The 24017-nt window shown below is 53.9% G+C and carries 18 protein-coding genes; 14 read left to right on the forward strand and 4 right to left on the reverse strand.

Annotated elements, in window-relative coordinates; translation table 11 throughout:
* Positions 1-82: 82 nt before the first annotated feature.
* Positions 83-1285 carry a LysR family transcriptional regulator gene (locus KGA81_RS07665; RefSeq protein ID WP_223545261.1) on the reverse strand — a complete coding sequence of 401 codons (1203 nt, stop codon included), beginning with the start codon at positions 1283-1285 and terminating at the stop codon, positions 83-85.
* 155 nt (positions 1286-1440) lie between these two features.
* On the opposite strand from KGA81_RS07665, the gene galB reads away from it, so the two are divergent.
* The 8 genes from galB (at position 1441) to KGA81_RS07705 (ending at position 9483) form a co-directional block, all read left to right on the forward strand.
* Complete coding sequence (gene galB, locus KGA81_RS07670) at positions 1441-2175, forward strand: 4-oxalmesaconate hydratase (protein WP_223545262.1); 735 nt, start codon at positions 1441-1443, stop codon at positions 2173-2175.
* Positions 2172-2888, forward strand: coding sequence for a 4-carboxy-4-hydroxy-2-oxoadipate aldolase/oxaloacetate decarboxylase (locus KGA81_RS07675; RefSeq protein WP_223545263.1), 717 nt, complete (start codon positions 2172-2174; stop codon positions 2886-2888). The genes galB and KGA81_RS07675 overlap by 4 nt, the downstream gene beginning before the upstream one ends.
* A gap of 5 nt (positions 2889-2893) precedes the next feature.
* Positions 2894-3982: a 4-oxalomesaconate tautomerase gene (locus tag KGA81_RS07680; RefSeq protein WP_223545264.1), complete on the forward strand. Its 1089-nt coding sequence runs from the start codon at positions 2894-2896 to the stop codon at positions 3980-3982.
* A complete protein-coding gene (locus KGA81_RS07685) occupies positions 3982-4893 on the forward strand; it encodes an NAD(P)-dependent oxidoreductase (RefSeq protein ID WP_223545265.1) in 912 nt (303 codons plus the stop codon). Before KGA81_RS07680 ends, KGA81_RS07685 begins: the two co-directional genes overlap by 1 nt.
* A 38-nt stretch (positions 4894-4931) precedes the next feature.
* A complete protein-coding gene (locus tag KGA81_RS07690) occupies positions 4932-5816 on the forward strand; it encodes a LysR substrate-binding domain-containing protein (RefSeq protein WP_223545266.1) in 885 nt (294 codons plus the stop codon).
* Between the two features lie 114 nt (positions 5817-5930).
* Complete coding sequence (locus tag KGA81_RS07695; RefSeq protein ID WP_223545267.1) at positions 5931-6794, forward strand: amidohydrolase family protein; 864 nt, start codon at positions 5931-5933, stop codon at positions 6792-6794.
* Between the two features lie 54 nt (positions 6795-6848).
* Positions 6849-8162, forward strand: a complete 1314-nt coding sequence (locus KGA81_RS07700; protein WP_223545268.1) for a dicarboxylate/amino acid:cation symporter — start codon at positions 6849-6851, stop codon at positions 8160-8162.
* A 91-nt stretch (positions 8163-8253) separates the two neighbouring features.
* Positions 8254-9483: an OprD family porin gene (locus KGA81_RS07705; protein WP_223545269.1), complete on the forward strand. Its 1230-nt coding sequence runs from the start codon at positions 8254-8256 to the stop codon at positions 9481-9483.
* Positions 9484-9695: 212 nt separating this feature from the next.
* Here KGA81_RS07705 and KGA81_RS07710 read toward each other — a convergent pair whose 3' ends face one another.
* The 3 genes from KGA81_RS07710 to KGA81_RS07720 all read right to left on the reverse strand — a co-directional run bounded on the left by KGA81_RS07710 (position 9696) and on the right by KGA81_RS07720 (position 18007).
* Positions 9696-10061, reverse strand: coding sequence for a histone-like nucleoid-structuring protein, MvaT/MvaU family (locus KGA81_RS07710; protein ID WP_223545270.1), 366 nt, complete (start codon positions 10059-10061; stop codon positions 9696-9698).
* Between the two features lie 138 nt (positions 10062-10199).
* Positions 10200-16835: a DUF3320 domain-containing protein gene (locus tag KGA81_RS07715; RefSeq protein ID WP_223545271.1), complete on the reverse strand. Its 6636-nt coding sequence runs from the start codon at positions 16833-16835 to the stop codon at positions 10200-10202.
* 167 nt (positions 16836-17002) lie between these two features.
* On the reverse strand, positions 17003-18007 hold the full coding sequence (locus tag KGA81_RS07720; RefSeq protein WP_223545272.1) for a hypothetical protein: 1005 nt from the start codon (positions 18005-18007) through the stop codon (positions 17003-17005).
* 278 nt (positions 18008-18285) lie between these two features.
* On the opposite strand from KGA81_RS07720, the gene KGA81_RS07725 reads away from it, so the two are divergent.
* From KGA81_RS07725 to KGA81_RS07750, 6 genes are all read left to right on the forward strand, one after another.
* Positions 18286-19257 carry an ornithine cyclodeaminase family protein gene (locus KGA81_RS07725; RefSeq protein ID WP_223545273.1) on the forward strand — a complete coding sequence of 324 codons (972 nt, stop codon included), beginning with the start codon at positions 18286-18288 and terminating at the stop codon, positions 19255-19257.
* A gap of 20 nt (positions 19258-19277) precedes the next feature.
* Positions 19278-20243, forward strand: a complete 966-nt coding sequence (locus tag KGA81_RS07730) for a threo-3-hydroxy-L-aspartate ammonia-lyase (RefSeq protein WP_223545274.1) — start codon at positions 19278-19280, stop codon at positions 20241-20243.
* Between the two features lie 136 nt (positions 20244-20379).
* Positions 20380-21651, forward strand: coding sequence for a dicarboxylate/amino acid:cation symporter (locus KGA81_RS07735; protein WP_223545275.1), 1272 nt, complete (start codon positions 20380-20382; stop codon positions 21649-21651).
* Between the two features lie 24 nt (positions 21652-21675).
* Entirely contained in the window at positions 21676-22818 is a 1143-nt protein-coding gene (locus KGA81_RS07740; RefSeq protein WP_223545276.1) for an asparaginase, read from the forward strand.
* Between the two features lie 66 nt (positions 22819-22884).
* Entirely contained in the window at positions 22885-23274 is a 390-nt protein-coding gene (locus KGA81_RS07745; protein WP_223545277.1) for a RidA family protein, read from the forward strand.
* Between the two features lie 43 nt (positions 23275-23317).
* Positions 23318-24016, forward strand: coding sequence for an RraA family protein (locus KGA81_RS07750; RefSeq protein WP_223545278.1), 699 nt, complete (start codon positions 23318-23320; stop codon positions 24014-24016).
* The last annotated feature ends 1 nt before the right edge of the window (position 24017 follow it).

Below are 24017 nucleotides of genomic sequence, written 5' to 3' on the forward strand. Positions count from 1 at the left end.
TGTCAAGGAGGGGCAAGACATCTTGCTGACGAGTGGCGGCTAATGCCGTAGGCGAGCCTGCTTCATGTGGGCTCTGTAATACTCATGCTGTGTCCCTGACCACCTCCCGAATTTTGTCCATCAACGCCTGCGCCGCTGGCGAATGAAGCGCCCCCGTCCTTGAGATAAAACCAATTGGTCGCGTGGTATGACTCAGGGAAAGCGGAAGCTGAACAAGATCACCGCTGATCATTTCGTATTCCAACTGGTGTGCGGAAACGGCGGCGAGCATGTCTGAACGCAACAACACACCGCGCAAAATCGCTAGGTCGCCCGTTTCAATCACAGGGCTAAGTACGGTGATGCCGATGTGGGCGAAAAACGCATCCAGCAGTTTTCTTGCGGGGGAACCAGCACGAGGCAGGATCCAACGGGCCGCACTTAAGTCTTCATAGACTGGAACCCGCTTTAACCAAGGATGGTCGCGGCGTACCAGGATGACCATTTCTTCTTGCAGCAAGGCCTCACTATGCAGGTCGCTGGCGTAGGCCGATGGACGTAGAGCCCCGAGCACAAAATCCACATCGCCTGCGCGCAGTTCACTTGCCAACAAGTCGAATGGGCTTTCGTTGGTTACGATTTGTACATGAGGGTGTTCCAAGGTCAGGCGCACTATGGCTTCGGGCAATATCCCCGTGCGCCCAAGAGGCAAGGCCCCTACGTGCACGACGCCTTGAAGGGAGCCACCCAAAGCGGCGATGTCTGCATCGATGTGACGCAGTTCATTAAGGGCTCGGCGCACATGCACCAACATTGCAAGACAGGCACGGGTGGGAAGCAAGCCCTGCGAAGTACGTTCAAACAGGCCAGCCCCACTGCCTTGTTCAAGGACTTTAATGGCAGCACTGATCGCTGGTTGTGAAACCCCGAAAGTGCTCGCAGTGGTTTGCATATGATGCGTTTCACAGAGTTTCGCAAAGATCTCTAGGCGTCGGATTTGGAACAGATAAAGCGGCTCCGCAACGTGACCTAATACCTGTCCAAGCAATTGCGGTATAGCGAGTAACTCATCCATTGCCCTTCTAGCCCGAGGAACTGTGCACTCACCATACTTAGTCAGACGCATACCATCGACGTGTCGCTCAAACAGCGAAATACCGAGCCGTTTCTCTAAAGAATGGATGGAGCGCGTTACAACGGGCTGAGCACGAAACAGCACAGCGGATGCCTTAGAAACACTGCCGTATTCGACGACACGAAGGAACGCCCGAATCTGCATGAGATTGGGTAGTTCAGGACTGTGCATGTGCACCTACCGAATTTTCGAGGAAGCAGATGTACAGCATGCAGAACCCATCGCGATAAGTAAAACGTATACCCACCACTGCCGAACGCATTATTCATTTCCCTCCTCAAATGCGAACGTGGGCTCTATCAAACAACCGCAAAAAGAGCCCTCCAATGATCGATAAAACAAAAAACGCACTGGTTGTCAGCGCCCACTCAGCCGACTTCGTCTGGCGCGCTGGTGGCGCCATCGCGCTGCAAGCCCAACAAGGTCACGCCGTTCACATCGTGTGCCTTTCCTATGGAGAGAGAGGTGAGTCGGCCAAGCTCTGGCGCAAAGGCGATATGTCTGAAGACAAGGTCAAAACCGCGCGTCGCAACGAGGCTGAAGCCGCAGCGAAGATCCTTGGCGCGAGCGTGGAGTTTTTCGATATCGGCGACTACCCGATGCGGGCCGACAAAGAAACGCTGTTTCGCTTAGCCGATGTATTTCGTCGCGTTCAACCGGAGTTTGTCCTCAGCCACTCGATCAAAGACCCCTACAACTATGATCACCCGCTAGCGATGAACCTGACGCAGGAAGCCCGCATCATCGCCCAGGCTGAAGGCTACAAACCTGGCGAGAAAATTGTGGGGGCCCCGCCTGTTTACAGTTTCGAACCCCATCAGCCTGAGCAATGTGAATGGCGCCCGGATGTTCTGTTGGATATCACTGAGGTCTGGGACAAAAAATATGCCGCCATCCAGTGCATGGCAGGCCAGGAACATCTCTGGGAGTACTACACACGTGTTGCGCTGCAACGTGGAGTGCAGGCCAAACGCAATGTGGGCATCGCCTCCACCCGCAACATCGTTTACGCAGAGGGCTACCAAAGCATCTTCCCACGGGTGACGGAGAACTTGGCATGAGCACACTGATCGGAAAAACCGGCATTGTGGTGCGCAACATTCCCCGTGCTGACTCGGCGTTGATCGACGAATTGGATCGCTTCGGTGTTGCCACCGTACATGAAGCCCAAGGACGCAAAGGCCTTCTGGATTCGGCCATTCGCCCAATCCAGCAAAACCAAAGCATTACTGGAACGGCGGTGACCGTATTGGTCGCGCCTGGCGACAACTGGATGTTTCACGTGGCAGTCGAACAATGCCAACCCGACGATATTCTGGTGGTCGCGACATCGTCGCCCTGCACCGATGGCTACTTCGGCGACTTGCTCGCCACCTCGTTGATGGCCAGAGGAGTACGCGCCCTAATCATTGACGCGGGTGTACGCGATATCCGAACACTACGCGACATGGGTTTCAAGGTATGGTCGCGGGCAGTTCATGCCCAGGGTACCGTCAAGGAAACCCTGGGTTCAGTCAATGTGCCAATCATCTGCGCTGGCCAATTGATCGAGCCCGGAGATGTTGTCGTGGCAGACGATGATGGCGTAGTCGTTGTCCGCCGAGAAGAGTTACCCGAAGTGTTTGAAACCAGCCGAAAACGCGCTCGGCTCGAAGAAGAGAAACGCGTACGCCTGGCAGCTGGTGAATTGGGACTGGATATCTACGAGATGCGTCAGAAGCTCGCTGACCGGGGCCTGAGATACCACGACAGTCTCACTGACCTGCAAGGATAACCTTCATGCACCAGACTCGTATTCCGTGTCTCTTGATACGTGGAGGTACCTCCAAGGGTGCTTACTTCATGGCCGACGACCTGCCGCCCGAAGGCAAGCTGCGTGACCGAGTACTTTTGGCCGTCATGGGATCACCCGATGCACGCCAGATCGACGGCATTGGTGGGGCAAACTCGCTGACCAGCAAAGTCGCAATCATCAGTCGCTCAAACCGTCCGGATGCCGATGTCGATTATCTGTTTGCCCAGGTCTCAGTCGAGCAAGCTCAAGTTGATTACGGTCAGAATTGTGGAAACATCCTCGCAGGTGTCGGCCCCTTTTCGATTGAGCGTGGGCTGATAAACGCCGACGAATCGCAGACAAGCGTGCGAATTTTCATGGTCAATACCGGCCAGATCGCTGTAGCTAATGTACCCACGCCAGGCGGCAACATTGAGTACGCCGGTGAGACTCGAATCGACGGTGTTCCAGGCACCAGTGCCCCACTGATTGTCGAATTTGAAGACATTGCCGGCTCCAGTTGCGGATTACTGCTACCGACTGGTCACGCCATTGACCGCATCGACGGTATCGAGGTCACGTGTATCGACAACGGGATGCCTGTTGTACTGATCAGGGCCGCTGATGTGGGTTGCACGGGTTACGAACTCCCCGAGCAATTGGACGCCAACATCGAGCTCAAAGCGTTGTTGGAATCAATCCGACTGCAAGCGGGCCCTTTGATGAATCTGGGGGATGTCCGCGAGCGTACTGTACCGAAAATGTCCTTGATAGCAGCCCCTCGCAGTGGTGGCGCAATTTGCAGCCGTACCTTCATTCCTCATCGCTGTCACACATCGATCGGAGTGTTCGGCGCTGTCAGCGTCGCCTCTGCTTGCCAGGTTCAAGGGACAGTTGCAAGCAACCTAGCCCAAGTAGAAACAGCTGATCGAGTGCAATTATCTGTTGAGCATCCAACAGGGGAGTTTACGGTCGAGCTTCGTTTGATTGCCGGTCAGTTAGCCGGGTGCGGATTGGTGCGCACGTCCAGACTTCTATTCGACGGTGACGCTCTCATCCCTGGCGATATCTGGCAAAAAACGGTGAAATCATAATGACCACAACCTTGTCTCTAATCGGTTTCGGTGAAGCAGGCGCCATTTTCGGCCGAGACCTCGCCGCGCTGGATGTGAAAATCTACGCCTATGATCGACTCCTTGAAGACCCGGCTCAACGAACTGCGCTGCATGAACGCTCTCAGCGGTGTGGCGTTCAACTTTGTGAAAGTGCGGCCCAGGCGATAGCGCTGGGCGAGTGGGTAATTTCAGCAGTCACAGCGGATAACGCACTCGAAGTTGCACTGAACGCGGCGCCACTGATGAGGCGCGGGCAGCTGTTCATCGACATCAACTCGGTGGCCCCCTCTACGAAGCGCGCAGCGGCCACGGCCATGCAGCAATATGGCATCGATTACATCGATGCGGCTGTCATGGCACCCGTACCCCCTCAGCGTTTGAAAACCCCCATTCTTTTGGGCGGCGAATGTGCTGACCAAGTTGCCGAACGATTACGCGAGCTAGGAATGAACGTACGGGTTGTGGCCAACCTGATCGGCGTAGCGTCAGCGATAAAGATGTGTCGAAGCATCATGATTAAAGGCCTGGAGGCGCTCACTACCGAATGCCTGAGTACTGCTCGCCAATACCAGGCCGAGGATGAGGTGCTAGCGTCGTTGCACGAAAGTTTCCCGCAAATGGGTTGGGACAACGCACTGCCCCACTACTTGATAAGTCGTGTGGCCGAACACGGTCGTCGTCGATCTGAGGAAATGAAGGAGGTCGCGAAAACTTCTCGCGACGTAGACGTTGTTCCGAACATGAGCCTTGCCATCGTCAATACTCAAAAAGGGCTCGTCGACGCCATGTGTGACGCCGATATCGGTTACCCAAATCTTGAGCCATTCGACTGGTCACACCTAATCGACACGTTGTATGGCACTCCAGTCGCCCGTGAAAGCGCTCTGTAGGAAAAGCGGTAACATAGCCTTTTCCCAGAGTCGCGCTCATGGATCTAAAACAACTCGAATGTTTCGTAAGGGTGGCCGAGTTCGGAAGTTTCACCAAGGCGGCGGCCGTACTGAACATTTCCCAGTCGGTCGTCAGCCGTCAGGTCAGGCAACTTGAGGTCGAGTTGCAGGAGCATCTACTGCTGCGAAATGGTCGAGGGGTATTGCTTACCGCTTCCGGACAACGCTTGTTCGATCATGGCAAAGGAATCTTGCGTCAGGTGCAAGTGGCTCGTGAGGATCTACGCGAACAACGCGATACCTTGTCGGGCAAAGTGGTCGTCGGGCTTCCTCCAAGCATTTCCCGACGACACACCGTGGCACTGGTCTCGGCCTTTCGTGAGCGCTTTCCCAACTGCATACTAGGGATCAAAGAGGGGCTGACTCACTCGATGCGCGAGTGGCTGCTGCTCGGTCGCCTGGATTTCGCCCTACTCTTCAATCCTAGCCACAGTGCTCAATTACAGTATGAGCACATCCATTCAGAGCCACTGATGCTCATCGGTGGCCAGCACTCGAACCTTCCCTCCCAAGTAGCGATGAAAGACTTGGGGCAATACCCTTTGATCACCCCCAGCGAACCTCACTCCATACGTCGCCTCATCGAAAGTGAAGCGTCACGTCACGAGGTTAATCTGAACGTATGCCTGGAGATCGATAGCATTCCTTCACTGCTGGAACTGATCAATCTCAATATGGGCTTCGGCGTACTGTTTCGCTCTGCTCTGGCAAATAGCGACGGGAAACTTGAAGGCCTGAAAGCTGCTCAGATCGTTGATCCATCTATCCAGACACACCTGTTCATAGCCACCTTTGAGCAACGCCCCTTGTCTCGTTTGGCAGTAGAGACAATGGCTCTGGTTCGTAGAATCTGCATAGCCTGAAGAGTCGCATGTGAATTCAGCATAACTGCTAGAGCCTGCATCTGGTTGTTGTAGAGCGTAGAGAGCGCCACCATCGGGTTATCGCTTTCGCTAACAATGACTAAAGGACACGAGATGAAAACCTGCCTCGCACCTGACTCCAATCCTACAAAACCCATGCAGCCGCTCCCTGTGGGTGCTTGGGATGCCCACTGCCATGTATTCGGCCCCGGGGCTGAATTTCCCTACGCCGAAGATCGCAGCTACACCCCTCCTGACGCACCTTTTGAAACTTTGCGGGCATTGCATGACCACCTGGGGTTCACTCGCGGTGTGATTGTCCAGGCCAGCTGTCATGGCAGCGATAATCGCGCGATGCTGGACGCTATAGCTCGTAGCGAAGGACGGTATCGAGGCGTAGCCATCGTGGACGGCAGTGAAACCGACGAGCAACTTGCCGAGATGGACGCTGGGGGTGTTCGTGGCGTGCGATTCAACTTCGTTGCACATCTGGGTGGCGCGCCAGATCTTGATGTCTTTGATAGCACTGTGGATCGCCTGGCTGATTTGGGATGGCATGTTGTGCTGCACCTTGATGCACAAGACATCCTGACCTATGCGGACAGATTGGCGCGGATACCCGTACCCTTCATTATCGATCACATGGGCAGGGTCAAAGCCCAGGATGGCATTGAGCAGCAGTCCTTCCTTGCGTTGCAGCAACTGATGGAAAATCCACTGGCGTGGGTCAAGGTATGTGGTGCAGAACGAGTATCAGTGGGCCGGCGCCCCTTCGATGATGCGGTTCCCTTTGCAGAGAGACTGATTGAGATTGCTCCAGACCGCGTCCTGTGGGGCACTGACTGGCCGCATCCGAACATTACCAAAGACATGCCCAACGACGGGGAGTTGGTGGATCTGATGTTCAACTTCTGTACCGCCCCTCTATTGCGTCAAAAGCTGCTGGTCGAAAACCCGATGAAGCTTTACGGACGCTAAGCACAACTACCTTCGCTGCACCTCCAAAAATAAGACTTTCAGTGAGTGACCGCCATGAATCCTAGCCCTGCATCTGCTCAGGTCGAAGTAACAGTTCCCATCAAGGTGAAGACCAAGCCACCCTTCTATCGCGCAATGTACTTTCAAGTGCTTCTGGGGATTATCGCAGGCGTCGCCGTCGGCCACTTTTGGCCCACCTTTGCCGCCGACCTTAAGCCACTGGGCGATGCTTTCATCAAGCTGATCAAGATGATCATCGGCCCAGTAGTTTTTTGCACAGTCGTCACTGGCATCGCAGGGATGCGCGATTTGAAAAAGGTTGGTCGAGTAGGTGGCAAAGCACTGCTCTACTTCGAAGTGATTTCGACCGTTTCGCTGCTGATTGGCCTTATCGGTGGTCACCTTTTCAATCCAGGTGGTGGCTTCAATGTGGACGTCAATACGCTGGATGCTTCGGCGGTCACCGGATTCGCTGAAAAAGCACAACACATGCACATGGTCGAATTCCTGATGGGGATCATCCCCTCGACATTTGTGCAGGCCTTTGCCGAGGGCAACGTCCTTTGCATTTTGCTAGTCTCAGTGCTTTTCGGATGCTCGTTATCAGCTATGGGTGAAAAGGGCCGCCCGGTCTACGACATGATCGAAGGTCTGTCCGGTGTGTTCTTTCGCATCGTACACATCATTGCCAAGCTCTCTGCAGTCGGTGCATTCGGTGCCATCGCTTTCACGGTAGGTACTTACGGTGTTGGCTCACTGCTTCCACTGATGAAGCTGGTAGGCAGCTTTTACGTGCTGTGCGCATTGTTTGTGATCGTCGTGTTGGGCGGTGTGGCGAGAGTCTGCGGATTTAGCATTCTCCGCTTCATCTCCTACATCAAAGAGGAACTGTTAGTCGTTCTTGGAACCAGTTCCTCTGAAGTGGTTTTGCCACAAATTATGGAAAAAATGGAGCGTCTCGGCTGCTCAAAACCCGTTGTTGGCCTGGTCATTCCCACGGGTTACTCCTTCAACCTCGACGGCACTAACATCTACCTCACAATGGCGGTGCTATTCATCGCACAAGCGCTGAATATCGACCTGTCACTTTCGCAACAACTTACATTGGTCATCGTGGCCATGCTCACCTCCAAAGGTGCCAGCGGTGTCTCAGGTGCCGCCTTTGTCATGCTAACCAGCACCTTGATGGTCGTACCACTTGTCCCTGTGGCAGGCATGGTGCTGATTCTGGGTATCCACCGTTTCATGGGTACCGGCCTTGCCATGACTAACCTGGTTGGCAACGGCGTCGCGGCACTTGTTGTCTCAGCGTGGGAAAAGGAACTAGATCGCGACAAACTCGCCAAGGAACTTGGCACTAAGCCGTAACCCTTCTGCACTAACGATCACAACATCTCTAGAAAGTCTCTGTTCGGTCTAATACCGAGCAGCGACTCCCTGCGTCAGGAAGATAATAAAAATGAACCGCGCCTTATATGTTGCTGTGCTTGCATCCGTATTTTTCTCCATCGACACCTCCATGGCCGACGGTTTTATCGCTGACAGCAAAATTCGCTTAGAAGCACGAAACTTCTACTACAACGGTGATTATCGCCAGGGGGCTGGCGTATCGAAAAAAGAAGAATGGGCTCAGGGCTTTTTGCTCAACTATGAATCAGGATACACACCAGGAATCATTGGCTTCGGCGCTGACGCATTGATCTTTGCAGGCTACAAGCTGGATTCGAGTCCAGATCGCTCTGGCAGCGGCCTTCTCCCCAAACGAGCTTCCGGTGAGGCCGCAGACGAATATTCGAAAGCTGGATACGGTGCAAAACTCAAGATATCCGAGACGTCGTTGCGCTATGGGATGTCATTACCAAAGGTACCGGTGCTGCAATACAACAACAGCCGGCTGCTTCCCCAGACATTCCAAGGTTGGCAGATTAGCTCTACCGACATCGACCGCCTGACCATAAACCTGGCTCAATTCAATAAGACGATTACACCTGATTCCACCGATCTTCAGGACATCAGCCTCGCGGTGAAAGACGGCCGATATCGTGCAACAGGTATCGGAGACTACTACCGGTATGGCGGTGGTGCATACAAGCTGACTCCCGAGTTGAGTGCAACGTACTTTTATGGCGAGCTTGATGATGTATATCGTCAGCAGTTCGCTGGCCTGGTACACAGCACACGTATCGGAAAAGGCACGCTCACTACTGATCTACGTGCTTTCGCAAGCAGTGATGTTGGTGCAGCTAAAGCCGGAGACGTCGATAACCGTGCATACGCCGCAGCGCTCAGCTACACAGTGGGCAATGGGCATAGCGTCATGGCGGCCTATCAGGTCATGGAGGGCGCTACCGGCTTCCCTTACGTCAACAACCCCTATCTGCCGAACTACGTGCAATACCATGATTTCGGAAGTGCAGGCGAACGCAGTTGGCAGCTTCGGTACGGGTACGACTTTGCGGCCATGGGTATTCCTGGACTGAGCTTTTTTACAGCGTACACCCATGGAGATGGACTGAAGAAAGTCGGCACCGAAAAGGAATGGGAACGGGATATAGATGTGAGCTACGCTTTCCAAGGGTCGCTTAAAGGCTTTTCGGTACGTCTGAGGAACGCAACCTATCGTAGTGACGACGCCCGAGATATCGACGAGACACGCTTAATCGCAACTTACCTGTTCACATCTTTTTAAACGGCATGGAGTGCCGTTGAAAGGAAGCAGGATTCAATGCGCAATGCGTCAAAAATCGCATTTTCGGATCGATTCTGGCCACGCGACCAACAAACGATGATCGATTGATTCCATCTCACCATCAGCTGCATTTTGATCGCAGTTCGTGAGCTACGACATACTATTCCTCGAAATAAGGGCCATCGACGGGCCCTTTTGTACTCAAACCAAATTCACTTGGTCAGCCAGGACTCTACGGTCGCGGAGCCGTGCTGTGCTTTCCATTCCTTTAGCGTCTTGTGGTTGCCGCCTTTGGTTTCGACGACTTCTCCGGTGTTAGGGTTTTTATAGACCTTCACTTGACGTGGCTTACGGGAGCCTGCTTTGGACTCGACGGATGGAGCGCGACGACGGGACTGCGGATCAAGCAAGTTGATCACATCTTTCAGGCTGTAACCGTACTCAGCCAACAATGCACGTAGCTTGGTTTCAAATTCTATTTCTTTCTTGAGGCCAGCATCATCTTTCAGAGCTTCGAGAGCTTGGAGCTGTTCGGCAAGGTTTTTTTCGAGTTGACGAAATTCTGCGAGCTTGGACATGTAAAACCTCCATGTGATCTGGGTTAGCAAGACAAAAGAGATGTAAAAAAATCTACTCTTTCATCGCTAATACGTTTTAACAGTATCTTACAAAATCCCGGTATCAGCTACTTTGCGACACCGGGGTGCTGCAGTTTATTAGCTAGCTAAAATCTGCTGGCTCACTTTTTCGAGTCTCAATCGGCTAGATGCGGTTAGTTTCTGTAGCCCCAACTCCCTAGCCATGGCATGGAGTAGAACCTCCCCTTCTTTGCCTTTTGCAAGAAGCTCCCGGGCGAGTGCGGCCAATTCATCACCACAAACTTCATCAACCGGACGGATACTCGCCTCATCTCTTGGACGCCGACAGACAATGGCAGAAGAGTCACCAATATGGCTTGGCCAGTAGAACTCCCCCACGTCATCTATCGTCGTACGGTGAGTACTCTTCGCCATCGATGACACCCTTTCTCGGATCTTGGATCCGGTGCGCACCCAGCCATGGGCTCTCGCGATTCGCCGAGCAAGAATCACATCGAGAATAGGCCCTTCCTCATTGATCACGTGAGCAATGAGTGCGCTTAATACACCTGAATAGCTGGGTTCAAAAAACGCATCCGGATCCACTTCCTGAATGCTGGAGGCGGGATCACATTCTCGGTAGTAAACGACTTCAGTTGGGGAGTACTGCGATGGGGTAGCACTCACAGTTTGAGGTAGCGAAGCAGCTGCCGCGTAGTGCTGTTTCATTGGAGCTGCACTTTCGTCACTGGCACTCTCGACAATCATCGATTCAGTAACTGAACTTGTGACCCCCTCGATCACCTCTATCACTTCGACCATAGCAGCATCTGCTAACAAACGGGCAGCCTCTTCACGCGCTTCTTGCTCAGCCCGTTGAGCACGACTTAAAGCAAGCAAAGCGGTCAGGCGTTCATGGATGAGATCAGCGGTGCCAACGGCGTTGATCCACCAATCCGTAGACCAGATGCGAAGAATCTCCCATCCAAGGCCACGTAATACGTGCTCACGCAGTTTGTCTCTATCTCGTGCGGTGGCGCTGCGATGGTAGGTCGCCCCATCACACTCTACACCGGCAAGATAACGACCTGGCGCATCAGGGTCGACAACTCCCAAATCAATTCTGAATGCTGAAACGCCGACTTGAGTATGCACTTGCCATCCACGGCTGGTGAGTGCACGGGCAACGGCTTCCTCGAAAGGGCTATCGAAGCCGCCAATGCTGCCGGTGACTGCTTCAGCCAACGCGCGAGGCCCTCGCTGGGCAAACTCGAGGAAGTGCTTCAGGTCACGTACGCCGATCGCTTGGGTTCGAGTTAAATCTATTTGCTCAGGTTGCAAGCTAGCGAAAACACATAGCTCGTGCCGGGCACGCGTAATTGCAACGTTTAATCGACGCTCGCCACCAGGGCGGTTAATTGGGCCGAAATTCATTGCTAAGGCGCCTGTTGCATCACGGCCATAGGTGGTCGAGAAGTAGATGATGTCTCGCTCATCTCCCTGAACGCTCTCGAGGTTCTTCACGAACAGAGGCTCAAGCTCGGTGTCCGCAAAATAAGCTTCAAGCGAAGGCTCGTTACGACGGGCTTCGTCCAACAAATCCTCAATGAGCTTCTGTTGCTCACCGTTGAATGTCACCACACCTATGGTCAACTTACTTTCCCGGAAGCCCGGCGAGCGCAGGCGAGCAACCACATCAGTGACGACTGCACGCGCTTCGATCAGGTTAGTCCTCGACCCGCCCTTGGAATAAACGCCTGCGATCTCGTGCAGTTTGACGGCACGATCATTCGTCACAGGTGATGGGAACGTCACGAGCTTAGACTCGTAATAGCGTTGGTTTGAGAAGGCAATCAAGCTTTCATGGCGACTGCGGTAGTGCCAATTAAGGTGACGAGTCGGAAGATTCGCACTGATACATTCATCAAGAATGCTCTCAAGATCAGCCTCAACGTCTTCATCATCCGCCGTTGATTCTGCCCGATCAAAGAAGGATGTCGGAGGCAGCTGTTTGGGGTCGCCGACCATTACGACTTGCTTACCGCGTGCCATGGCTCCGACAGCATCCCAGACGGGAATTTGCGAAGCTTCATCGAAGATGACAAGGTCAAAGGCACTTGCACCAGGCGTGAGGTATTGAGCAATGGACAGCGGACTCATCAGCATGCAAGGCGTCAATTTCGTCAACGCGTCAGGAATTTTCGACATCAATTCCCGAAGCGGCAGGTGACGCGTCTTCTTACCCATTTCATACCGGAGCACACCCCACTCCGAAGAGCGAGTAACCGTCTCCGGATTTGGTAAGTCAGCGCACAAGCGCGCCCGTAGCCAGTCGCGGGTCAATGCGGTGAAGCGATCATCCAGGGCTCTGAAATCTCGAATTCGCTGCTCATGTTCAACACTGACAAAACCACGAATGACTGGTTCGTTGTCGACGACTGCGTTCAGCCACCACCGCGCGTAATTGGTTTCAAAAGAAAGGCGGACTTCGCCAGGGTTTACGAGATTCTCCTCCATCGCCTGAACCAGACTGGAGAGACCAGCACCGATCGCCTCCTCGCGCACCTTGCGCCATGCGCACCAGGCACGAACACCTGTTTCAGATCGAACGATGGCCTCGCAATGATGCAGTAGCGCATCAAGTGTCAGTTGCTGGATGTCCGCTTGCCCTGATTCTGAGAAGCGCCCTGCTGTCGCCAGAAAATCCACTCGTTGACGGAGCGACTCAAAGCACTGACGCAATTCAGAACCCGATTGGCAAACAACACCCTCTGGTTCAAGCAGTGCATTGGCGTCGCCGAGCAGTACCTGTATTGCACTGCGATAAGCAGATACAAGCTCAGGCGTTGTGCCGAGCTGCGCTAGTGCGAACGCTAGATTACCTTGGAACGCGACCGCGTCCGAGACCTTGTCTACTTTGGTTTTGAGACCCGCCCATAGCCCCGAGGTAACAGCACTCAAATCATCAAATTCTGACAGCGCTTTTTCAACGAGATGTCGCTGATGGAGCACCGCCAATTCTGTCTGCATGGTCTTGCCACACTGGCCTGCGGCCACTGAGCCATGATCACCCTCAATTCCACCGTGCTCGATCACTGGGCGACGCTCGGTTTGAAAAGCGATAGCAGCGAACAACGGTTCAGAGGCGGTGTTAAGCCCAGCCCACAATCCTTCTGTGAGGTCGCCCAGGTGAAGAGGTGCAAGCTCCTGGTCAAGCAAGACGATGGAACGCATATGGGAAAGGTCTGATTTCAGCTGCTCACCGCAATGCCCTTCAGCGACCAAATCAAACCCGGTATCTGTCCAAGGCTCGTCCGACGCCAAACACAACATTGCCTGACGTAGCTGAATAGCCGCCTTAAGATGCTGCGCAATCGATAGTGCACCGTTCCAGATTTGGGCGCAGTAATCCCCCACCTCCAACGTGTCGAGTTTATCGCGCAGGTCACGGATCTGAATCCAGGCGTGCAGGTCGTTGGCCACATCAGGCTCCGCATCACCAGAGACGGCTGTTGAGAGAGTCTTTGTGACTTTGCGTGTCCCCAACAGGGACTTGGGCCAGAACGACTGCTCTGCGCTTTGCCAATCCCCGAGTAACTCACGCACATCAAGTGTTTCGATGATATCGGTGTAGGTCACAGAGAGCTCCTGCGTGACCTCAGCGATACGCTCAAGCATTTCTATTGCTTGGCTCAATGTCTCAAACGTCTGCACTGGCCATGCGGGACTGAGCTGCGACATCAAAGCCCTACGCCTAGCCAAAAGACTGAGGCCTTTTTCAGCAGCATTAACCGTCGAGATGGCCCACACCGGAGAGAGTTGTTGGCAGAGTGCACGATGCTTCTCTACAAGCGTGCTGCTTTCAGTCAGTCGCTGCGCAATCATGCGACCGTCTGGGCGCAGTACGAACCGCCAATCATGACCCGCCGCTAACGGCAATGTCGACGAGAGGAGCGAAAGTCCGTTGCAAACTGAAGGCACTAGACTCGCGACGGGTAAACTCGTAGCAGCACTGAATTTCTCCGCGGCCCGGATTGCAGCTTGCGCGGCAGGCAGTACTTCTCGCGCAGCTTGAATCAGTTGTTGCTGCCATGAAGGCGACCACTCTCCCTGACCAACCAGGCTCAGTGAATGACTCGATAGCGCACCATATCCAATGGCCTGTGCATTCACTTCCAGACGATCAGACAACTCCCGCAGTGCAGCCATATCCTCCCGCGTATGAGCATGTGGTGATGACCACGACATGGTCATTGGTGTGATGGCTGCGCCGCCGCAAACAACGCCAATCGCATGGTAGATGCTGTACCCATTCGTATAACGCTGATGCAGTCGCTCTACGTAAGTGTTCAAGCCTTCGCGTAACACCTGAAGACGATCAGCTTCGGCATGCCATGTCGCCGAATCCACAACCCCCTTCGCATCCCATGCTGACTGCAGCTGAGCTAGGACGTCAGTTTTGCGTGCTTTGCTTGAATGGACTTCCAGGCAGAACTCACCCAAGCCAACTTCGCGTAAACGCCGGTAAACGACATCCAGCGCTGCGATTTTTTCAGAGACGAAAAGCACGCGTCTGCCCTGAGCCACCGATTGCGCAATAAGGTTGGCAATGGTCTGGCTTTTCCCGGTTCCGGGCGGGCCAATCAGGACGAAGTCTTTTCCTTTCGAAGCCGCCATCACAGCGGATAGCTGCGAGGAGTCCGATGGCAAAGGGCAGAACACTTCTCGTGGGTTGAAGTCGATGTCCAGACGTCGATCTTCTGGGAACGTAATGTCGGATGGGAAGGCATCTCGCGGAGTATCCAACAGGTGCCGAACGACCGGACTTTCGCGAAGCGCTTCGGCATTCTCAGCGAGGTCTTTCCACATCAAGTATTTTGCAAAGGAGAACATGGACAGGACGACGTCTCCCACGACTTCCCAGCCTGCGATGTCCTTGACTGCGCGGCCTACCGCTTTCCAGATCGCATCAATATCCAGGCCCGAGTCGTCCCGAGGAAGCTCGGTCTCAAGCGACCCAAGATTCAATTCGAAATCTTGGCGAAGCATCTCGATGAGTGTCGGGTTGAACCTAGGTTCGTCGTCGTGCAGCACCATCGAAAAACCAGAGCGCGCGCTTTTGCGCTCAAGCGTCACAGGGATCAATACAAGCGGAGCCCGGTACTTCTGCCCACCTTTATCCGCTCGCTCCCAGCTGAGAAAACCCAGGGCAAGGTAAAGGGTGTTCGAGCCCCCTTCCTGCAAGGCAGTACGTGCCCCACGATAGAGCTCGATCAGCCGTGCTTCCATTTCAGTGCTGGAGAGGCCGACAAACACCTCATACCGTTTCAAGGCATCCAGGGCGTGGAGACGACGAACATCTTCTCGCTCACGTAATTCGTACAGCGCCTGGTCACGTGGATCGGCCCCATCCATCAGATCGGGACGTGTCAGCAATTTCAGCTTCTTACCGCTGGCCAGGATATCTTCCAACGCCGCAGGATCGGGTGACTCCAGCTTCAGCGACTTTTTCCCGGCCTTGAAGTTGAGCAAATTATTGCGAAGCGATAAGTCCAGTAGCTTGCGTTGCCACCGTCCGAGGCGATCTTTTGGGTCGAGCAGACGCTCATCCACCTCGACCGTAACCGCCTCATCAGGAAGCGCCGGCGCAATACCGACCAATAGCTCCGTCCCACTGGCAAGATCATCGTCCGTCGGTAACTTAGAAAGCTGCGCGTCGGCACTGGCCAGAGGTTTAATACGTTGCAAACGTGCTCTGCGCACATCCAGCAGCAGGTGGAAATCTTCATCCTGCCCTTCAGCAATCAGTTGCTCGCCACGGTCAGTGGCATAAGTGAAGGACGGTACCGGGTGCTGGGTCGCAAAGGTCGTCTCGAACAACATCAATTCTTTGAGTTTTATACGTTTGCGCACGGCCGTGATGTCGTCGATGACAGTCGTGGAAAACTCTTCAGCTTTAAGCCAGAAGCCGGCAAAAGCATGTCCCTTGGTGAACACCAGGACTGGGTTAAGACCTGCCTGCTCAATTGCGGCGCAAAAGAACAATGCAAGATCGAAACACGTCGCCAGGCCATGTTCAGTAACGTGGCTTGGGCTACGCACCTTCTGGCCGGTTTGCTCAAAGCTCGCCGGTGGTAGTGCGTAATCCAGCTTCATACGTGCCACTGCAGCCCAGATGGCTGAAGTCAGCTCCCAGGCTCTTTTCGCTCCACCGGTGTATCCATCTAAGGCAGAGCTCTTTTCGCTTTGTCGTAATACCTCAGCCGCCTGCTTGAGTAGTCGCTCCACCGCGAGATCATTCGGCTGAACAAACGCTGCGGTCATGTCAGGGAGATGGGAAAGGCCACCCCAGTGATTGCGAGGCAGCAACTCCAGTGCCAAATCTAGGCGAGCAATTTCGGCTCGACCATCTTCAGCAGCGGTATCCGCGGCGGTTAGCGTGTACGTGAGAGTGGCGTTTTCCGCTTCAGTGAGGCGCCCAAGCAATGCACCGTCCAATGCAAGGTCATGCCCGGGGATGGGCATGAATGCATCCGGCATCAGCGCATCAATGCGCCAGGTCTTGGGTTTGAAAACTTCGGGATAGGCGGTCAGGGTCAATACCAAGTCGTTGTACTTGGTGGACGTTTCATTGACGACTCTCAGCTCCCTAATGACTGGAACTGCGTTTTGATAGTCTGCGAGATTTAGCTTTGCGACGACGGTACTGTGAATGCTTACAACTTTGACTGGCTCTACTTCAGGCTCAACCGTAATTTTTGCGGCCTCGTCCATGTGCTTCCCCTATCCTGCTGATGGTGGCGCACATGAACGCGGAGCGAGGTAAGTGGGCTCAACGCGGCAAGTAGACGCCAGAAATGGCCACTATCTTATAACGGGATCCAGAGGCGAGTCCGCGGTATTTGCCCATGCAAAAGCGGTTCACCAATACCGTCTATCTGTTAGGCGTTAGTGACGAACTGTCGAGCATCCAACGCATTAACAGGTTGGAAACCGGACGTCTTTTTAAAGGATGTGTTGTGCACGAAGTTTTTCATGGAATCGGATGGATCGATCGAATCCATATTCAATGCTTCCAGGGTGTGCCTAGAGAGCGCTACGCTCAATATAGGTAACTCTTCTATATGCCCCGTAGCTGAGTTCAGCACATCGTCGACGGCCGTCACGATCACAAGATCATCAGGGAGCATCGACAAAAGCTCGCGCCCTACCCTCAAAACACAACTGCACACATAGTCCTGCAAAAGCTCATTGTACTTTCCGGCCGGCATCTTCTTCGTTGAAAGCTTTCCGCTCTGCAGCAAGGACTTGATCTCAGCTGGAATTACGCGAACACCATGCACGCCAAGGCTAGCCTCCACGAGGCCCGTCTCCCCTATTGAGAACTTGATCGATGTGCCGAGATGAGAAATGTCCGTGAATGGATCGACGAGCTTGATCGCTTCAAGCTTTGCCTTGCCTGAACCGCTCAGAACTCCTTGCGCAATCGTGAGTTCCTGCTGCCAAGAATCATGCTCGACTCGCCACTTCGCGACAGCGGCCTCATGCTGTTTAGCATCGTGCAGTCGCCCCGTCTCAATGGCGGCAGCCAAGTTTTTACGTTGGCGCGCTTCGAGCTTGAGCAACCTTGCGAAGAAACCAGGCTTATAGGTTTGCTCTTGAGCTTTAGCATGCGCTTCACTCGTATCTGCGAATGCGGGCTTTACGGGTTCAGCCCTATCAACGAATGATTGCCAATCTATTTCCTCCCCACATTCTTTATGCACGGAGAGCAGGACATCAATTTGGTTTTCATAGACTTCGACTTCGTAGGCCGCTTGCTCCAGCGCCTCCATCTTGGCGTACTCTTTCTGGCGTACATGAAGCTCACGTTGCCTACGCTGGGCGTTACGATCAGCTTTGCGCGAAGCTGCCTGCATCGAACGCAACGTTCCTTTCCAGCCCATATCTCATTCCTTCGAAGTATTGGCTGAGCGGTTTCAGACCACGAACAGCCTCGGATGATGATGGCAGCGTAGCACCAAGACTCGATTTGGAAAGGTGATGAACCCGGGGAATACGGTGCAAGCTCGACTTGGCTACCAGCGCCACGGGACATCTTTCCAACCTGTCTAATTTTCAGCTGATTGGTCGCCCTCTCATGACAGGCGGCTGCGCCTTTACTTTACAATTTGTCTAGTTCTGGATAATATGTCTGAACGAATTGTCGTACCAGGCGTGCATAATGTTCAAGATTGAAACGCTAAAACTGCTGGATAGGGACTGTGTCAATGCCCTAGTGCTACCCGAGCAGATCCTCTTCGCCGTTCGCGAAGCCTTCTACCTGCACAGCGCAGGAGATGGCCAAGTCTTCCCGGTTGTTCGCGAAGCGCTGAGTACGGGTGGCATCTTTGGAATCAAATCCGGTGGTATCGCCAACGAGGGCGTGCTCGGATTCAAAGCAGCCGGTTTCTGGCCCGCCAACCGTGCCCAGCAAGGTGAGCCTCATCAAGCGACCATCCTACTGATTGATCCTGCGACCGGACGGCCACTGTGTGTCATTAATGGCAATGCCATTACGACACTCCGTACAGGTGCTGCCGGGGCCTTGGGTCTGGAGATGTTTGCTCGTCGGGACAGCTCGCAACTCTGCGTTTTCGGCACCGGCGTACAGGCCCGTATTCAAGTGGATTACGCACTTCGCGTGATGTCCGGCATCAAGCATGCCACCTATCTGACGGCAGATGGCGTACCGAGTGCCCAATTTGAATCGCAGTTTTCAGAACGTGTCTCCGTGCGCCACAGCACATCGGCAAACGATGCCGTATCCGTAAGTGATGTAGTCATCACAGCGACGCCTGGAGGACAGGTACTTTTTGACTTGGACGCTGTGCAACCCGGTACGCACTTCAACTGCGTGGGTGCAGACACCAAGGGCAAAAGGGAGGCGCCGGAAGGGCTTTTGCCCAAGGCCAAAGTCTTTGTCGACGACAAAGCTCAAGCTCGCCAACTTGGCGAAACGCAATGGGCGCCGGCTTCACCAGTAACGGAAATCGGCGACCTGCTGACAGGGCAAGTCGAATTCATCCGTAGTGCCAATGACATCACCCTCTTCGACATGACGGGGTTGGCACTTCAAGACCTGACAGTTGCTCAGCTTCTGTTCAAGCAAGCCAATATCGAAGGTATTGGCCACGATATTTCTTGGCCGTGGTAAATCTTTGAGGACATTTTGCTATGCAAATCACTCTGCCAACTTATCAAGACGTAGTCGACGCGGCTACGCGACTTGAGGGAGCAGCCAACGTCACACCTGTTCTGACCTCCCGTACGATTGATGAGGAAGTCGGTGCAAAGGTATTTTTCAAATGCGAAAACTACCAACGTACGGGTTCCTTCAAGTTCCGAGGGGCATACAACTCGCTCGCTAAATTCAGCGAAGAGCAACGTCGAGGCGGTGTTGTAGCGTTCTCTTCGGGGAACCACGCACAAGGCATCGCTTTGGCGGCCAAGCTGTTGAAGATTCCGGCCACCATTGTTATGCCAACTGATGCTCCTGCAGCCAAGGTCGCGGCTACCAAAGGCTATGGCGCCGAGGTTGTGTTCTACGACCGCTATACCGAAGACCGCGAGGCTATCGGTCGGGCGCTGGCCGCCAAGCATGGCATGACGCTGATCCCGTCCTACGATCATCCAGACGTTCTGTCCGGCCAGGGTACGGCGTCCAAAGAATTGTTCGAAAGTGTCGGTCAACTGGACGCCTTGTTTGTAGGCCTGGGCGGCGGCGGCATGTTGTCGGGAACCACCTTGTCGACGCGCGCATTGGCACCAGAATGCACTCTGATCGGCGTTGAGCCTGAAGCAGGTAACGACGGACAACAATCTTTCAATTCAGGTGAGATTGTTCACATCGACACCCCTAACACCATCGCTGATGGTGCTCAAACACAGCATCTGGGCAATTACACCTTCCCAATTATTTTGAATGGTGTGAACCGGATTGTAACTGTCACTGACGAAGAGCTGATTTCTGCAATGAAGTTCTTTATTCAGCGCATGAAGATTGTGGTCGAACCCACCGGATGTCTGGGTCTTGCCGCAGTAAGAAAGTTAAAGGATGAGTTCCAGGGCAAACGGATCGGCGTCATTATTACAGGCGGTAATATTGATATCGACAAGCTTGGGAAGCTTCTCCAGTCCTAAGGATAGTTAGCTTTATCTGTTGAAAAAATCAGGCGTTCAACAGCGCCTGACGGCACCGTCTTGCCGAAATTTAATGAACATACATTTAGCCCAGACAATATGGCCATAAATTAGGCCACTATAAAAAGAGGTGCACATGAAAAGCCGCCTTCTCGTTAAAGCGATAGTTATCGCAATGATTTTCGGCGTAGTCCTGGGAGGCACGCTCCACAGCCAGCTGGATGCTGCGGCCGCAAAAGAAATTTCCGGATACCTGAATCTGGTCACTGACGTGTTTTTACGCCTGATCAAAATGGTTATCGCACCCTTGGTGCTTGCCACTCTGGTAACCGGCGTTGCCAGCATGTCAGGGAACGGTTCGATGGGCCGTGTCGGCTTTAAGGCCATCACCTGGTTCCTGATTGCCTCCCTGGTATCTCTGTCTATCGGTTTGCTCTTCGCCAATATGTTCCAGCCAGGTGTCGGTCTGAACCTGACCGTGAGCGGTGAAGCCGTGAACACGGGTTTGAACACTTCCGGCTTTAGCCTGCCGATCTTCCTCACCCATGTATTCCCTCGAAGCATTATTGAGGCAATGGGTACGAATGAAGTGCTGCAGATCGTCGTGTTCTCCCTGTTCTTCGGCTCCGCATTGGCGTTCGTCAAGGGCAAAGGCAAGTCCATCATCGTGGATATGCTTGAAGAGCTGGCCAATGTCATGTTCAAAGTCACCGACTACGTGATGTATGTGGCTCCATTGGCTGTTTTTGCAGCCATCGCCGCAACCATCACCGTGCATGGTCTGGAAATGGTTGTGACCTTTGGCAAGATGGTTGGGCAGTATTTCCTGGGCCTAACACTACTTTGGTCGTTGATTACGCTCGCGGGTTATCTGGCACTCGGCTCCCGCATCAAAGACCTGTTTAAGCACATGCGTGAGCCATTGCTGATCGCTTTCTCTACCGCGAGCAGTGAGGCTGCTTACCCGAAAACCATTGCTGCCATGGACAAATTCGGTGCCAACAAGCGCGTGAGCAGCTTTGTCCTGCCGTTGGGTTACTCATTCAACCTGGACGGCTCGATGATGTACCAAGCCTTCATCGTGATGTTCATCGCCCAGGCCTACAACATTGAAATGACCTTCTCCCACCAGATCATGGTGCTGCTGACGCTGCTGGTTATCAGCAAAGGCACAGCAGGTGTAGCGCGGGGCTCACTGGTCGTCCTGGCTGCGGGTCTGCCAATGATCGGCCTTCCAGAAGCAGGCCTGCTTCTCATCCTCGCCGTTGACCCAATCCTGGATATGGGACGCACCGCCACCAACGTTTTTGGTTGCGGCGTCGCGACAGCTGTCATCGGACGACACGGTAATGAAACTGAGGAAATTGAAACAGCAGTTGATGCTGAGAAAAGTCCTCAAGCCGTTTAATCAAAACAATAAGAGAAGCGAAAAATGACTATCAGCGCCTTGAATTTCAACAGCAGCCATAACTTCAGCCGTAAATTTTTGGCGGGATTTATGCTCTCGATCTTGGCAGGCTTAACCGTTGGTGTTCCGTCTGCGCTCGCCCAGGAAAAGACCATGAGTTCGACAAATCAACAAGTGGCACTGCCACGTGTCCTGTTACTTGCAACGGGTGGAACTATCGCAGGCTCCGCCGATAATCGTGGCACCGGTAGCTATAACGCCGGCGCCATCGGCCCTCAGCAATTGGTGGCCGCTGTTTCGGGGCTTGGGGATTTGGCCTCCATCTCCGCCGAACAGATCGCCTCAATCGGCTCGCAAGACATGAGCGATGAAGTCTGGTTCAAGCTCGCCAATCGCATTCAACAAGCCTTCGACAAGAACGAAGCGGATGCCGTGGTGATCACCCATGGCACGGACACTATGGAGGAGACAGCCTTCTTCCTGGATCTGGTGCTGAAGACCGACAAGCCGGTCGTTTTGGTCGGCTCGATGCGGCCGGCCACCGGTTTGAGCGCTGATGGCCCTGCCAATATCTATGAAGCGGTTCAGGTAGCGACGGACAAACAATCGAAAGGTCGCGGCGTCTTGGTTGTGATGAACGAACAGATCGATGGAGCGCGTGGTGTTACCAAAACTAACAGCACCAGCGTTCAAACGATGCAGTCTCCTAACCTGGGCTCTCTGGGCTACGTGGACATGGGACATGTGCGCTATGTCCAGCCGCTTGATGCGGGTCGCATTGCGCCATTGGCACTGCCGCAAGACCCAGCTCTGCCACGAGTCGATATCATCTACAGCCACGCCAATATGGATGCCAAGCAAATTGAGCATGCCATTGAAGACAAAGCCAAGGGCATCATTTTGGCTGGCAAGGGCGATGGCAACACCTCGAAGCAGGCACTCGCCGCCCTCGAAAAAGCAGCCGCGCAAGGAATTGTGGTTGTCCGCTCGACTCGCGTGAGCAAAGGTTATGTCAACCGCAACATCGAAGTGGATGACACCAAAAGCGGCTTTGTGGCTTCGATGGATCTAAACCCACAGAAGTCGCGGATTCTCGCCCAACTGCTTATCGCCAGCGGCGTCACCGAGCCTGGCAAAGTTCAAGCAGCCTTCACAAACGCTCATTGATACGTCCAAGAGCTGACGCTGTGGGCAGCGTCTGCTGCGTCGGCTCCACCCTATACAAGGTCACTTATGAAAATTGTTAGCACCGATGCGGCTTCCCAACCTGCCGGTCACTACTCGCAAGCGGTTATTCACCAAGGCTCGCTGTACATTTCTGGTCAGCTTCCCGTTAGTCCGGATGGCACTCACAACATTGAGGCGTCGTTCACCGAACAGGCACAAGTTGCACTGAACAACCTTCTGGCCATTCTGCATGCCGCAGGTTGCACTCCCTCCGACCTAGTCAAAGTTACTGTTTACGTCGCAGGCGTGAAGCACTGGCCAGCCTTTGACCGGATTTATTCCGAAATGTTGGGCAGTCATCGCCCTGTTCGCGCCGTAGTACCGGTACCAGAGCTGCACCATGGCTATCTGGTTGAGATCGAGGCTGTCGCAGGTATTGAGACCAACGCTGATTAGAGCGCTGAAGGTACGTCCATTTCTGGCATTTCAGAGGAGATCGATGATGCTCAATGTCGCGTCGAATGAAGCTTGGCCTACGGGCTTTCAAATCAACTCATCACCAGTCGCTGTAGGCGAAGAGTGGCTCACTGCATTCAGCCAAGTTCCCAGCGCTATCATCAGTGACTGTTTGGGCCGCAACGTAGGCGGGTTAGGTCTTCGCCCGTTTCACGGCCGTGGCCATATGTGCGGAACAGCGATTACCGTGCGAGTTCGCCCCGGCGATAACTTGATGACACTCAAAGCCATTCAGATGGCGCGCCCTGGCGATATTCTGGTGGTGGACGGAAGTGGAGACCAGACCAGAGCCATCATTGGTGGAATCATGCGTGCGATGGCCCTCAAAGCAGGGATCGCTGGCATCGTTGTGAACGGTGTACTTCGTGACCGAGACGATTGGCTGGACGGCAAGATGCCAATTTTTGCGCTTGGTTGTGTTCACCGGGGCCCAAGCACGGATGGTACCGGCGAGATCAATGTTCCAGTGTCGTGCGCCGGCTTGGTGGTAAATCCAGGTGACTTGGTGGTTGGGGATTCCGATGGTGTTGTGGCGATAGGACAGGAGCAGCTCGCGACAATTTACGAACGTTGCCAACAACTCCTAGAACGTGAGGCCGCGATCCTAAAAGGGATTGAGGAAGATGCCCTTGATCCAGATCGCTTCAACGCGTTGCTAAGGGCCAAAGGCTGCCCCGTTTGAT

Source organism: Pseudomonas sp. A-B-19 (assembly GCF_019947515.1).
Taxonomy (GTDB): domain Bacteria; phylum Pseudomonadota; class Gammaproteobacteria; order Pseudomonadales; family Pseudomonadaceae; genus Aquipseudomonas.